Origin of the sequence: Psychrobacter sp. Ps4, from assembly GCF_022129285.1 — a bacterium.
GTDB classification, from domain to species: Bacteria; Pseudomonadota; Gammaproteobacteria; order Pseudomonadales; family Moraxellaceae; genus Psychrobacter; species Psychrobacter immobilis_A.
On sequence record NZ_JADQAK010000015.1, the window covers coordinates 1 to 14,245 of the forward strand.

The 14,245-nt window shown below is 41.9% G+C and carries 11 protein-coding genes and 1 rRNA gene; 8 read left to right on the forward strand and 4 right to left on the reverse strand.

What is annotated here, in order from left to right:
* The 6 genes from rrf to I3252_RS09595 form a co-directional block, all read left to right on the forward strand.
* A 5S ribosomal RNA gene (gene rrf, locus I3252_RS09570) occupies positions 1 to 88 on the forward strand; the annotation flags it as partial.
* 373 nt (positions 89 to 461) lie between these two features.
* Positions 462 to 1,523: a TRAP transporter substrate-binding protein gene (locus I3252_RS09575; protein ID WP_238035029.1), complete on the forward strand. Its 1,062-nt coding sequence runs from the start codon at positions 462 to 464 to the stop codon at positions 1,521 to 1,523.
* A gap of 17 nt (positions 1,524 to 1,540) precedes the next feature.
* Positions 1,541 to 2,068 (forward strand): TRAP transporter small permease subunit, encoded by a 528-nt coding sequence (locus I3252_RS09580; protein ID WP_238035030.1) that lies wholly within the window; start codon positions 1,541 to 1,543, stop codon positions 2,066 to 2,068.
* Complete coding sequence (locus I3252_RS09585) at positions 2,065 to 3,354, forward strand: TRAP transporter large permease (protein ID WP_087814812.1); 1,290 nt, start codon at positions 2,065 to 2,067, stop codon at positions 3,352 to 3,354. The genes I3252_RS09580 and I3252_RS09585 overlap by 4 nt, the downstream gene beginning before the upstream one ends.
* 323 nt (positions 3,355 to 3,677) lie before the next feature.
* Positions 3,678 to 4,727, forward strand: a complete 1,050-nt coding sequence (locus I3252_RS09590; RefSeq protein ID WP_238035031.1) for a 5'-nucleotidase — start codon at positions 3,678 to 3,680, stop codon at positions 4,725 to 4,727.
* A 64-nt stretch (positions 4,728 to 4,791) separates the two neighbouring features.
* Positions 4,792 to 5,397, forward strand: a complete 606-nt coding sequence (locus I3252_RS09595; protein ID WP_201502603.1) for a rhomboid family intramembrane serine protease — start codon at positions 4,792 to 4,794, stop codon at positions 5,395 to 5,397.
* Between the two features lie 84 nt (positions 5,398 to 5,481).
* On the opposite strand, the gene I3252_RS09600 is transcribed toward I3252_RS09595, so the two are convergent.
* From I3252_RS09600 to I3252_RS09610, 3 genes are all read right to left on the reverse strand, one after another.
* Positions 5,482 to 6,027: a hypothetical protein gene (locus I3252_RS09600; RefSeq protein WP_201502602.1), complete on the reverse strand. Its 546-nt coding sequence runs from the start codon at positions 6,025 to 6,027 to the stop codon at positions 5,482 to 5,484.
* Between the two features lie 360 nt (positions 6,028 to 6,387).
* On the reverse strand, positions 6,388 to 8,256 hold the full coding sequence (locus I3252_RS09605) for a sodium:solute symporter family protein (RefSeq protein ID WP_060491927.1): 1,869 nt from the start codon (positions 8,254 to 8,256) through the stop codon (positions 6,388 to 6,390).
* 4 nt (positions 8,257 to 8,260) lie between these two features.
* Positions 8,261 to 8,521, reverse strand: coding sequence for a DUF4212 domain-containing protein (locus I3252_RS09610; RefSeq protein ID WP_045448034.1), 261 nt, complete (start codon positions 8,519 to 8,521; stop codon positions 8,261 to 8,263).
* A 1,109-nt stretch (positions 8,522 to 9,630) separates the two neighbouring features.
* On the opposite strand from I3252_RS09610, the gene I3252_RS09615 reads away from it, so the two are divergent.
* Positions 9,631 to 11,127, forward strand: coding sequence for an alanine/glycine:cation symporter family protein (locus I3252_RS09615; protein ID WP_238035032.1), 1,497 nt, complete (start codon positions 9,631 to 9,633; stop codon positions 11,125 to 11,127).
* A 113-nt stretch (positions 11,128 to 11,240) separates the two neighbouring features.
* Here I3252_RS09615 and I3252_RS09620 read toward each other — a convergent pair whose 3' ends face one another.
* Positions 11,241 to 12,878, reverse strand: coding sequence for an electron transfer flavoprotein-ubiquinone oxidoreductase (locus I3252_RS09620; RefSeq protein ID WP_238035072.1), 1,638 nt, complete (start codon positions 12,876 to 12,878; stop codon positions 11,241 to 11,243).
* 613 nt (positions 12,879 to 13,491) lie between these two features.
* Here I3252_RS09620 and I3252_RS09625 point away from each other — a divergent pair.
* Positions 13,492 to 14,187 carry a DUF1285 domain-containing protein gene (locus tag I3252_RS09625; protein WP_238035033.1) on the forward strand — a complete coding sequence of 232 codons (696 nt, stop codon included), beginning with the start codon at positions 13,492 to 13,494 and terminating at the stop codon, positions 14,185 to 14,187.
* Positions 14,188 to 14,245 lie beyond the last annotated feature (58 nt).

The window sequence follows — 14,245 nt, forward strand, 5'->3', positions numbered from 1 at the left end:
CCTGATCCCTTCCCGAACTCAGAAGTGAAACATCATTGCGCCAATGGTAGTGTGGGTTCGCCCATGTGAGAGTAGGTCATCGTCAGCTCTCTATTCTAAAAGTAAAACCTCCTTCTGCTTATGCAGAAGGGGGTTTTCTTTGTTTGGGGGTTGGGAGATTAAGTGTAAAATTATACTTAATCTAACTTACTTTTATAATTCACACTCTATAAATGTATTTTCTATTTGAATTGACGATTTTCTTTGTTTAATTGCTATGCAATTTCATGAATATATTTTCTAGTCCTGCCATCAAAATGATTTGACTTATATCATTATAGCTGCTAATTTTAAACTAGATTTTTATTACAGGTATGTAAAAGATATATTTAAAACTTGTAAATTATTACATCGGGTATAGATTAGATTATTTACCAGTGATGTATTACTCCTATTTTCACAATTATCAAAAGGAATTGATAATGAAGCTAGCTCCTCTTTTTTCAATTGGTGCCTTAGCGGCTGTTAGTCTTTTAGGCTGCTCTAACCAATCTGCTAACACGACTGATGGCTCATCAGCAAAATCTCAAGAAATGACCGTTTTACGCTTCTCTCACTTTTGGCCAGCAACCTCTTCTATTAGCACAGAGGTTTTTGAACCTTGGGCTAAACAAATAGAGACAGATTCTAATGGTCGCTTAAAAGTAGAGTTGTATCCTTCCGCGGGTCTTGCTAAAGCAGATGTTACCTACGAATCTGCTGCTAAAGGTACGATAGATATTGGTTCACAAGCACATGGGTATACTAGTGGTCGTTTTCCTTTAACTCAAATAACTGAACTTCCTGGTTTATCAAACTCAGCAACTCAAATGGGTTGTATGCTACAGACTCTTTATGAGGATGGCACGCTTGCTAGTGAGTATGAAGACTCACATCTACTATTTATGTATGGCGCTGGACCTGGCTCACTGCATACTACGGATAAATTGATTCGGACTCCTGAAGACATGAAAGGTATGCGCATCCGCCGCCCTTCTGCGGTCGCTGGTGACATTATCGAAAGTGCGGGCGCTTCTCCAGTAGGATTGCCTGCTAATGATATGTATACCTCGCTACAACGCGGCGTCGTTGATGGGTTGAGTTTTCCCTGGGAGGCCGTAACAGCTTTCAAAATTGACGAAATCACCAAATATCATACCAATATTCCTTTTTACAGTTCGGCGCTGATGGTCACTATGAATAAGGATAAATATAACAACTTACCTGATGATTTAAAGCAAGTGTTGGATAAAAACTCAGGAATGGCATTGGCTAATAAAGTTGGTGAAGTATTTGATAAGCATGATCAAATGGCCATTCAAGCTGCTAAAGCTAAAGGCGATGAGATTGTTGAAATCCCTGATCCATTGAATGATCCTGATTGGAAAGGACCGCTCGAAAAAGGAACGCAAAAATATTTAAGTGATGTCAATGCTTTGGGTTTAGATGCTGATAGTGTCTATGAGAAAGCAAAAGCTGCCAGTGCTGCTTGTAAAGTGGTATAACCCATTGGAGGTGTCACATGGCATTTTTAGTAAAAATCAGTATTCTAATCTCTAGATTATGCCAGTTTATTGGTGGTATCAGTCTTATTATTATTGTCCTCACAACGATGCTCGATGTGACTGCTCGTTATATTTTCAAGCTGACTGGTGGCGAGTTTGGCTTTACTGTTAAAGGCAGTGTAGAGATCGTCTCTTACTTCATGCTCTTTGCTTTACTTGCTGCCTTTGGCGCTTTCGTCGAACGCTCACAAATCATCGTTGATGTCTTTACTCAAAAAATGCCCCAAGCCATTAAAGGTTATATGATGGGCGTCTTTATGATGGGCTTTTTTATCATCGGTATCCTTTTTGCTTGGGGGCTTTATGAGAGTGCTGTTGATGCCATAGAATACGGCAAAGTCACTCAAGACCTTCGATTATCAATGATGCCCATCTATGCATTTAGTGCATTTTTAAGTCTCTTACTCGCCATTCGCTCATTAATCGAATCCATCAATATCTTTAAAACGGGCGAGTTCTTTGACGCCGAGGAGACAGGCGCATGAGTCCAGAAATTATTGGAGCTATCGGCTTAATCGTCATGATCCTGCTTGTTGTCCTGCGAGTTCCAGTGGCGCTTGCCATGTTAGGTGTTGGATTGGCTGGTTTTGGCGCAGTGACGGCGCCCAGTGGTGCACTGCAAATGCTCAAAGATATTCCGGTAGATGTGTTAGCCAAATATGACTTTAGTGCGATTCCCTTATTTATTTTAATGGGCGTTTTTGCCACTCATTCAGGGATGGCAGGGAAATTGTTTGAAGCTACCCGAACTATTTTTGGGGGAGTGAGGGGTAGTTTGGGTATCGCTGGCATAGGATCGTCTGGTATTTTTGCTTCTATCTCAGGCTCATCCTTAGCCACAGCGTCCACTATGACCAAGGTTGCGCTGCCACAAATGGAGAAGTATGGTTATCAACCAGGTTTTGCCTGTGGTATTTTAGCAGCGGGTGGCACGTTAGGTATTATGATTCCGCCTAGCATTGCGCTACTGGTTTATGCCATCTTAACCCAGCAGTCAGTCGGTGACATGTTCATCGCTGGTTTCTTGCCTGGGATTTTGGGCATGGTGATGTATTCAATCACTGTTATGATTATGGTACGCTGGAAGCCGCATTTAGCGCGTCGCGGTGAGCCTACTTCTTGGAAAGCCAAGCTGCTGTCATTGACGGGACTCATACCATTTAGCTTTATTTTTATTGTGATTATCGCTGGTATTTTCTTTGGGTTATTTACCCCAACAGAAGGTGCGGCAGTCGGTGCTTTTGTTTCTTGGGCTTATGCTTTTGCCAAAGGCATGCGTATAAAAGGTCTAAAGCAATCTTTGATTGAAACGCTTGCATTATCAGCGGTGGTGTTCTTTATGCTGCTGGGTGCAGAAGCCTTGGGTTACTTTATCTCCGTCTCACGCTTGTCTTATACGCTAGCGACTTGGATTGGTACATTAGCAGTTAGCCCGATGATTGTACTGATCTGTATCTTAATCATGTACTTCCTCTTAGGGTTGTTCATGGATGCTTTGGCGATGCTGGTCATTACTATCCCAGTGGTATATCCAATCATTGTGGCGTTAGGGTTTGATCCCGTATGGTTTGGTATCATCGCTGTATTGACAGTAGAGCTTGGACTGATTACGCCGCCGATGGGGATGAATATCTTTGTGATTAAGGCAATGGCACCGCATATTAAGCTGTCTGATATGTTTCGCGGGGTCGCACCGTTTATTGTCTCTGATCTGATTCGACTGGTTATTTTGGTCGCTTTTCCAGCGATATCTTTAGTGCTGCTAACGTAAGCGCTATTGATAAAAGTAAGCTTAGAAAATCATAGCTTCGTCGTTCATTTGTATTGTTCATTAATAGGGCCATATTGTTTTCATAGCAATATGGCTTTTTTATGATAAAAGAAAAAATCGGCGTAATAATTCTATGGTTAAATTATTCCACATAAAGTCACATTATGAGACATTTTTTGAGCGGTCATTTTGATTACTTAAAAAGTAGTTTTTATACTAAATGACATTATACGTGGATAACTTTTCTTATCATTCTAAGGGCTTGTGAATGTAGTAAACTGGTTGGTATTTCCGAATAGATAACTTTATAAGTAGAGAAAATCATGGCAGTCGATTTTAGTAATACGCTCATCGTCGCGATTTCTGCAACGGCACTTTTTGATTTAACAGAATCAGAAAATTATTTGCTAGAGCTGCTAGAGCAGAGACCTGTAAGCGCCATAAAAGAGTTTCGAGACTATATGACTAAGCGTGAAAACGATGCTCTCAGTATAGGTGCTGGTTACCCATTAATTAAAGCTCTATTAAATCTGAATAATTATTGCAATGATGGCATGCAAGATTTAGAGGTTGAGACACCTTTGGTGGAAGTGGTCATTGTTTCAAAGAGTAGTCCAGATACGGGCATTCAAGTCCTCAATGCAATTCTTGAGCATGAGCTGACTATCTCACGCTCGGCATTTATTTCAGGCAGTCCTGTTGCTCCTTATATTAAAGACTTCAATGTCGATCTATTTTTGACGACCAATCGCGAAGATGCCCAGCAAGTGGCTGATGCCAATATCTGCGCTTGTGCGATACTCGACGCAACCCCTGTCAATACCTATGAGTTAGATACCGATCAGTTGCGTATTGCTTTTGATGGTGATGCGGTGCTGTTTGATGATTCAGGTGAACTGCTGTACAAGCAAAAAGGACTGCGTGCTTTTCACGATCGCGAAATACAGATGCGTGATTTACCCATTGAAAAAGGCCCTTATGCTGAATTGTTGATTAAACTATCAAATTTACAGGAACGTCTACCCGCTGGTCTCAAGTATTCTCCCATAAAAATTGCATTGGTCACGGCTCGCAACGCACCTGCTGATCTGCGTGCGATTAAGACATTGCGAGAGTGGGGCGTCAATGTCGATATGGCGTTTTTCTTAGGAGGTTTAGAAAAAACAGCTGTACTTAGAACATTTGCACCTCATATCTTTTTTGATGATTCTATCAAACATATCGATGCCGCTCGTCGCTTCGTACCCACCGCTTTGGTGCCTTACCACTCAACATCGTTATTACATAGTGACAGTTATTTGATGACTGACAAAGAGGCTGCATTGTTAGATTTTACACCTGTAACACGCTCCACTTCTACGCTGAGTCATTAAAATATCGCTAAAAACATGAATTAAAACATGAATTAAAACATGAATTAAAAGAGTAGGGCATTATATGAATTGGCAGCAACTGCTTAACTTGATTATGATACGAATAAAGCAGGTTATAGGCTTATATGCTTTTGTATTAATACCGATGTGGGGCATGTTTTTTTTAAATGAAGTGGCATTATTCGGCATGTGGAATATCTTTGGGATTGTGCCTCGTGCCTTAGATGTGGGCAGCATGATTGGAGTATTTGCATCATGGACGATGCATGGCAATTTTTCACATTTGCTTGGTAACACTTTGACGTTGTTACAGATTTTATTTTTGTTTGGATTGTTTGAGAAGAATGCTTATCGAACAGTGATTAAGCTCATTATCGCATCTGGATTGGTCACTTGGATCATTGGCTCGCCATTGTCAATTCATGTTGGCGCATCAGGGCTATGTTTCGCGATGCTCGGCTATATGATAGGCGGTGCTGTATTTGCGCGGCGTTGGGGTTATTTGATTGCCTGTATTGTCATGGGTACTGGCTATTGGTTGACCATCAAGCAAGGATTGATGCCGCAACAAGGTATCTCGTTTGCGGCGCACTTCGGTGGTCTATGCGCTGGATTGCTGTTAGGCGCTAATTCTAAGCATACTTATACCGCAGCTTCTCAGCGCAATTGAATACATGACTATAATATAAGCCGTCTTAAATCCCTTAATAATCAGCTATTTTAGCAGGGTTGTATTTGCATATTTATGAGGAGGTTAGCTTTTACCAGTACAAATACTAATGAACAACGGGTCATCTGTTGCCAACTCTCTCCATGCTGTTGTTTGCTTGACATGTTCATCAATCGTTAGCTTACTGTCTTTTTCGGGTATGACATAATCGGCACGCGCAGGAATACGACAGTCTATAACTTGTGGTACTTTCTGCACGCTTCTGCGTCTTTCAAACAGATATAAATTAACCAAATATACATCTGGATTGTCTACCTGCACGCTAGCGTTGGCGGTATCGGCAGCGATAAAACGTAATATTTGCGGTTTGATATAAGACCATGGGCGAAACCACTCGGTGCTTTTTGCTACTTTGACGACTTGCACGCCTGCCGGTAACTTGCTCACTTGCTGACCATACCAGTTATACTCTTGGTGTATTTGAAAGGCAAACATACCAATCGCAGCAAACAAAGGAATAAGCCACTTTGGTGCGCGTTTGCCAGCCAGTTTACTGAGGTGAGTTATAATGAGTGCCAGACCAGCCATGCCAAATGCGGCAGCAATGGTAGCGATAAACTCAAAAAGCATAAAATCTTCCTTAATGCGTTAAGCGCTTTTAATTGAGCGCTTTTAACTAGGGCGTGTCCTCATTTTAAAAATGGTCATAAAAATGAGATAAATTGCCGTCAAACAAAGAAAGTAGCGAAAATAATATCGAGATATTGATAAGCTATTTAACGATGTTTGGCAAAATTTAGCCATTTTTAGCCCATTTAGAGGATAATCGATTTAATTGAGGACACGCCCTAAGCATAGTTAATAAAGTATATTCAATAAAGCAAAAATCTAGCATTTTTTATAATAAATAAGAGATAAAAAAATCACTCACAAGCAGCTACTGCCTGTGAGTGATATATAGTAACTGAAGATATATTCTCATTTATACACTTAGTGGTCGACTGCACCGCCTGCGCCACGTGGAGAGCGGACACTTTCAACCAACTCTTGAATGTGTAATGGTGGCGGAGCAGTAGCATAAGAGACAGCAAACGCTACGATAAAGTTAAGCAATGCCCCAATCGCACCAAATGATAGTGGTGAGATACCAAACAACCAATACTCTGCCGTATCAGGGAAGTTCGCTGTACCGCTAATGAAGAACCAACCTTTAAAGACAAAGATATAAACAAGGATACTAATCAGACCTGTTAGCATACCAGCGATGGCACCAACATTATTGATCCGTTTAGAGAAAATACCCATCATTAGTGCAGGGAAGAGCGATGCACCAGCGATACCGAATGCTAATGCGACTACCTGTGCGGCAAACCCTGGTGGATTTATTCCTAACCAAGTAGCAACTACAATCGCAACACCCATCGTAATACGCGCAACTCTCAATTCGCCTTTATCAGTAATATTTGGATTAAGATTTCGTTTAATCAAGTCATGACTGATCGCTGACGAAATAGCCAGTAGTAGGCCTGCTGCTGTTGAGAGCGCTGCTGCCAAACCACCTGCGGCGATAAGACCAATAACCCATGGTGGAAGATTCGCAATTTCTGGGTTAGCTAATACTAAGATATCGGCATTGACATCCAGCTCATTACCCTTCCAGCCTGCTGCGGTAAAGCGTCCATCAAGTTCTAGATCCTGTGCGACACGTGCAGTCTCTACGGCTGCAGTGGCAGCGGCTACATCGCCACCATCCGCTTGTGCAGCAGTCAAGGCAAGCTCAGCGGCACCAAGACCACTATCGTTGTACATTTGGATACGACCATCATTATTAAGATCATTATACTTAATAAGACCGGTATCTTCCCATGTCTTCATCCAGTCTGGACGTTGATCATAGTTTATAGGTGCTTCTGCTACCCCTTGTGGATAAATCGTATCAATCAGGTTTAAACGTGCCATTGCACCTACGGCAGGAGCAGTGAAGTATAGTAGCGAGATAAATACTAATGTCCAACCAGCTGTCCAACGCGCATCAGCGACTTTAGGGACGGTGAAGAAGCGGATGATAACGTGTGGTAGACCTGCTGTACCGATCATGAGTGATAAGGTAAATAGCACCATGTTTAGTTTGTTAGGGACATCAGCGGTATAAGCCGTGAAACCCAAGTCAGTAACCACCTGATCTAGCTTGGTTAAGATAGGAACGCCTGCTTCCACATGGTTTGAAAACAAGCCCAAACCTGGAATTGGATTGCCTGTTAACTCAAGTGAGATGAAAACAGCAGGAATGGTATATGCAATCATTAGAACCACATACTGCGCTACCTGCGTATAAGTAATCCCTTTCATACCACCAAGTACAGCATAGAAGAAGACAACAACCGCAGCAATCAGTAGACCAGTAGTGTTTTCAACTTCCAAGAAGCGTGAGAAAGCGACACCGGCACCTGTCATCTGACCGATAACGTATGTGGTTGAGGCGATAATCAAACAAATTACGGCAATCATTGCTGCCGTTTTTGAATAAAAACGGTCACCGATGAAGTCAGGTACCGTAAACTTGCCAAATTTACGTAAATAAGGCGCTAGGAGCATTGCCAGTAGTACATAACCACCTGTCCAACCCATCAAATAAGTTGATGCGCCATAACCGCCAGCGGCAAGAATACCTGCCATCGAAATAAATGACGCAGCACTCATCCAGTCAGCAGCCGTTGCCATACCGTTGACGACAGGGTGAACACCGCCGCCTGCTACGTAGAATTCACTCGTTGTGCCAGCACGTGCCCAAATTGCAATACCGAAGTATAGAGCGAAAGATAGACCTACAAAAATAATATTAATCGTAAATTGACTCATGGGGCTATTCCTCGTCTACGCCGTATTGTTTATCTAACTTATTCATACGCCAAGCGTAGAAGAAAATTAAAACGATAAATACCCCAATGGATCCTTGCTGAGCAAACCAAAAGCCCAAGTCGGTACCACCGATTTTAATACCTGCTAAGAGAGGACGTAACAAAATCCCAAACCCGTATGAGCATAGCGCCCAAATAAATAGGCTACCTAAAATGAGACGGACATTGGCACGCCAATAACCGGATGGATCGTTGTGGTTTTCCATAGGACAACTCCTTTTGCCTAACATAAAAACAAGATTACTGATTTGAGCCTGACAAGTTATTTTGCTTTAGCATGTATCACATGATGGAAGACAGTTCGATACGTTGTCTATAAACGGATCCTAAAATCAGTTTATAGGCTGATAAAGCAGAATGACCAACCAGTAGTAAGTAACCCAATATTATCGAAAAAAAAGCAGATTTCTATCAATCAAAGCACTGCGAAAAATACTTTTCTGTGGTTCGATTTTGCTAAAATTTACATTGTAAAATATGGCTGTGGGTCGACTATAACCTAAACATCTAACAAGACTTATGGGCTATAGAATGACTGGATTTATAGTATATAGAGATGAGAATTTATGGAGGAGGGTCGGTATTGGTTGACAGTCCTCTGTCTTATTATGCTCATCATCCCTGATGATATTGTCTTAATATTTCAACTTGTTATTCATGCCAATAAGTATTGCAAGAAATATTTATGAACTTATTGGGAATATATACAATATTGACTTAATTAACAATAAATAAATTTTATTTACTTTATGTAACTAAATGTTTGCTTTATGGAAACCATGGTCAACTTATGTTAGAGAGAGTAGCTAAAAAAATGACCGCTACTCAGGTGCTGTGCTAAAACCCTATTTATATTAAGGATTTAGTTTTATAGAGGTATTAGAGCATTATTAGCAATAAAAGTCATCCATTCTATAAATATAGCCAATACTATGCTCAATAAATATTATGGCAGTGCCTATTTTTTTTGGAATGGTGCTTGTATGAATACGTTTTAAAATCTATCTGTTGTACCTAGTCTCAAAAGTTTTCTTCAATATTTCATATAAAAAATATTGTTTTGATTTTTATATAAATACCTTGCAAAAGTTCGTAATTATTTAATTTTTATAATAGAGGTTTGAAATAGTTAAATAATCTCTAGTCAGTTAAAATGTAGCGACAGGATGTTAGTGATTTACTTTGCCAGTATATTGATCAGATATTTACTGTTTCATAAGTAGGCAGAGGGATTAGTAAGCATTTTAAATATCATTAATCACATCAATCCATAAAATATACTAGCAGTATAAAATGTAAGTGAGAGGATAGCAGTATGGGTGAAGGGATAGCAGGTTGGTTTAATAGCATCGTCAATTATGGTGTCAGCATCATTTGGGGCAACAATGATTGGTTGATTGCGAGTAACCCTTGGTATGGATTACTGATGTTCGTACTGATTGGTGCGGGTCTTTATTTTACCATTGCCACACGTTTTATTCAGTTTCGCCACTTTGGGCATATGTGGCAGCTATTGCGCGTGTCCAATCAAGGGCGTAAAGATGGCGGCATCAGCTCATTTGAGGCGCTGATGACCTCATTGGCAGCGCGGGTCGGTACAGGTAACTTGGCAGGGGTCGCAATCGCGATTTACCTTGGTGGTCCAGGTGCAGTGTTTTGGATGTGGATGACTGCGATCGTCGGTATGTCGACCAGCTTTATCGAATCAACATTAGCACAAGCCTATAAAGTGCCGCACAATGACAATGTTTACCGCGGTGGACCGGCTTATTATATCGAAAAAGGTCTCGGTCAGCGCTGGCTAGCGATATTTTTCTCATTATGCTTATTAGTAGCGTTCGGTTTAGCCTTTAATGGCGTGCAGTCAAATACCATCGCACAAGCGACCAACGAAGCATTTGGGGTTCCAACGTGGATGACAGGTTTGGTATTGGTCGTATTAGTTGCGCCAGTGGTATTCGGTGGTTTGCGCTCGGTTGCTCGTATTGCGGGTAAAATCGTACCCGTGATGGCGATTCTCTATATCTTATTGGCCTTGTTCATTATCGTGACGAATTTTAGTCAATTCCCAGCGGCGATTGTGTTAATTGTTAAATCAGCATTTGGTTTTGAGCAAGCAGCAGGCGGGGTGATTGGTTATGGTATTGCTCAGGCAATGATTAACGGTATCAAGCGCGGTCTGTTTTCAAATGAAGCGGGTATGGGTTCAGCGCCTAATGCGGCGGCAACGGCGAAGAGTCATCCCGATCATCCAGCGGTGCAAGGATTTATGCAAATGCTGGGTGTATTTATGGATACGCTTGTCATTTGTACGGCAACGGCGTCGATTATTATTTTGTCCGGTGTGGTCGATCCTAGTGTTGAGCAAGAAGGTATTCAGCTGACTCAGTTGGCACTGTCGCAGTATGTGGGTGATATGGGTGTGATTTTCGTTGCGATTGCTATTTTCTTCTTCTCTTTCACCTCTATCATTGCCAATTATAGCTATGGTGAGTCAAATCTTGAATTCATCTCTGGTGCCAAAAATGCCAAAATCATGATCATGATATTCCGCTTTATGGTACTTGGTATGGTATTTGTGGGTGCTATTGCCAGTCTTCCTGCCATATGGAACTTCGCTGACTTATCAATGGGTCTAATGGCACTCGTTAACTTAGTGGCTATTTTAATCTTGTCACCCGTAGCACTGCGCATATTGCGTGATTACGAGCGTCAGATTAAAGAAGGTAAAACTGGCGATCAAATCAAGTTTAATCCTGATGACTTTGTGAAGCTTAAAAACGAAGCCAATCGTGATGCATGGACGGATTAATCTCACCTGATTAAAGATACACTTGTTTCATGTTTCGAAGTTAAAAAAACCGCCCTTATGAATTCATAAGAGCGGTTTTTAGTATCAGCGATTAATCCTAAGATTATTGAGGTTTACATATTAGGATAGTTAGGGCCACCGCCACCTTCTGGCGTTACCCAAGTGATATTCTGTGAAGGATCTTTGATATCACAAGTTTTACAATGCACACAGTTTTGCGCATTGATCACAAACTTAGCTCCTTCCGCATCTTTTACCACTTCATACACACCAGCTGGGCAGTATAAACGAGCAGGCTCAGCATATAGCGGTAAGTTAATTGAAACAGGTACCGTTGGATCAGTCAGTTTCAAATGTACCGGCTGGTCTTCTGCATGGTTAGTATTAGAGATAAATACCGATGACAGCTTGTCAAATACCAGTTTACCATCAGGCTTGAGGTAGGTTGGCTGAAAAGCATGATTGGCACGCTCTAACTGATCATAATCTGGCAGGCTGTCATGTAAGGTAAGCGGCACTTTACCCTTTAATAAGTTATGCTCGATAAAGGTAAAAGCACCGCCCATAAACAGACCCATGCGATGTATTGCAGGCGAGAAGTTGCGTGACTCATAGTTGTCTTGATACAACCACGACTCTTTATACATGGTGGTATAAGCAACGACTTCATCATGCTGACGATCGGCTTGTAGCGCCTCAAAGATGGCTTCGGCGGCTAGCATGCCTGACTTCATCGATGTGTGTGTGCCTTTGATTTTAGCGGGGTTCAAGAATCCAGCATCATCACCGACCAATACACCACCTGGGAAAGTAAATTTCGGTAGAGAGTTTAAGCCACCTTTGGTCAAAGCACGTGCGCCATAAGAGATGCGCTTACCGCCTTCCAATACGTTTTTGATGACGGGATGGGTTTTTAGGCGCTGCATCTCATCGAATGGCGACATATATGGGTTGTGGTAAGACAAGTCAGCGACAAGACCAAAGCTTACTTGGTTGTTTTCATCGAAGTACAACCACCAGCCACCAGTAGAGCCTGTTTCGGTCAAGGGCCAGCCAAGACCGTGCATGACCACGCCTTGCTCGTGTTTCTCAGGGGCTACGTCCCACAGCTCTTTCAGACCGATACCATAATGCTGAGGATCTGAGTCTTTATCAAGATCAAAACGGCTGATTAAGCGCTTACCTAAATGACCACGGCTGCCTTCGGCAAAAATAGTGTATTTAGCAAGTAGCTCATAACCTGGCTCAAAGCTAGGCTTGGCTTCGCCATTGGCAGCCACACCCATATCGCCCGTTAAGACACCACGTACAGAACCGTCGTCGTTATATAAAATATCATCTGCAGGGAAGCCTGGGAACATCATGACTTCAAGCTCTTCAGCTTGTACCGCCAACCAGCGCACCACATTGCCCAATGAGACAATATAGTTGCCATTGTTGTGCATCGGTCCTGGAATCAACGAGTCAGGTACTTTAGTAGAGCGCGTGGCTGAGTTTAGATAATAAAAGCGATCTTCGGTCGCTGGCACATTAAGCGGCGCGCCTTTTTCTTTCCAATCTGGTATCAGCTCGTTCAAAGCGCGCGGTTCGATGACAGCACCTGATAAGGTATGCGCACCAAACTCAGAACCTTTTTCGACCACACAAACCATAAACTCATCATTACCAGCAGCGATAGCGAGCTGACGCAGGCGGATAGCAGCAGATAGCCCAGCAGGTCCACCACCAACGATGATAACGTCAAATTCCATGGACTCACGTTCAATCTCAGGCTCTGCCGCGACAGCTTCTACTACTGGCTCTGGCGCTTTGTCGATAGCGACTGTTTCAGCTGTCGCTTCTTGGGTCACAACGGCTGACTCTGCTTTATCTAGATTTGCCGTCTCTGTCGCTACTGATGGGTCAGTATTCACAGTGTCACTATCAATGACTGGCTTTTGATTGTCTTGCTCTTGCATACCTACTCCTAAACTTTTAGTGGCTTATCTCAGGGCATCATTAGCTTAACCATTGAATAATAGACTTGCGGCGCTAACATTACTCAGACATATGGCTGCCCGATAAAAACTGTCTTTGCGACATCAATTGACCATGTTACTGTTGAGATCCATGTATATAAGGATATCAACACATCACGTAAAATGTGTCATTAACACAACACCCACTTGACCATTTCAATAAAAAATCGTTACTCATTATAAAAGAAAAGTCCTACAAACACGATACGCATTTATGAGTATCGATGTTAAGGTAAGATTGAACTAATGAGGGTGCTAAGATGATATGTTTTCATCATACCCGAAACTAAAATTTATAGTAATAATAGATTTGCCAAACTTTGAATGCTAAGTAAAGGATTATAAGATGAATAACAATAATGAAGACATAATTCAAAACGATGAATCGGCAGCTAAACCGCCAAAAGACGTGCTATCTGAGCTAAATAATATAGATTCTCTCAGTCAGTATCTAAAGTCTACCGTAGGCAAACGTGTAGGACGTGCCATCCCACCATTGGATAAATGGCACCCAAAAGATGTGGCCGATATGGATCTGGTCATAAAGGCAAATGGCGAGTGGTGGCATGAAGGCGGGCAAATGACCAGAGAGTCATTGGTGAGCTTATTTGCGACTATTTTATGGAAAGAAGACAATAATGGTGTCATTGAATATTTTTTGAAGACGCCAGTACAGAAAATCCGTATCCAAGTTGAAGATGCCCCTTTATTAATCAATGACGTCGGTATCGTCAACGAAGGCAATAACCGTTGGCTAGAATTTACCACGACGACAGGCGATGTGGTGCGTTTAGATGATGAGCACACCATCACATTAAAGGCGTATAATCCTACAGACAATGATACGATTGATCAGCAGGCAGCAATGGATATGCAGGTACGTCCTTATATGCCCGTTAGAAATGGTTTGGACGCACTTGTTGGGCGTAATACTTTTTATCATTTGACCGAAATTGGCGAATTGACAGAGCAAAATGGTGAGACGATACTGACGTTACAAAGTGGCGGAAAATCCTATGAGCTGTCGATGCCAGCCAGTTAACGCAAGGGCTTAAAGCTATGTATCTGTCAAACAATTTACGGTTTAGATATAGTCAATT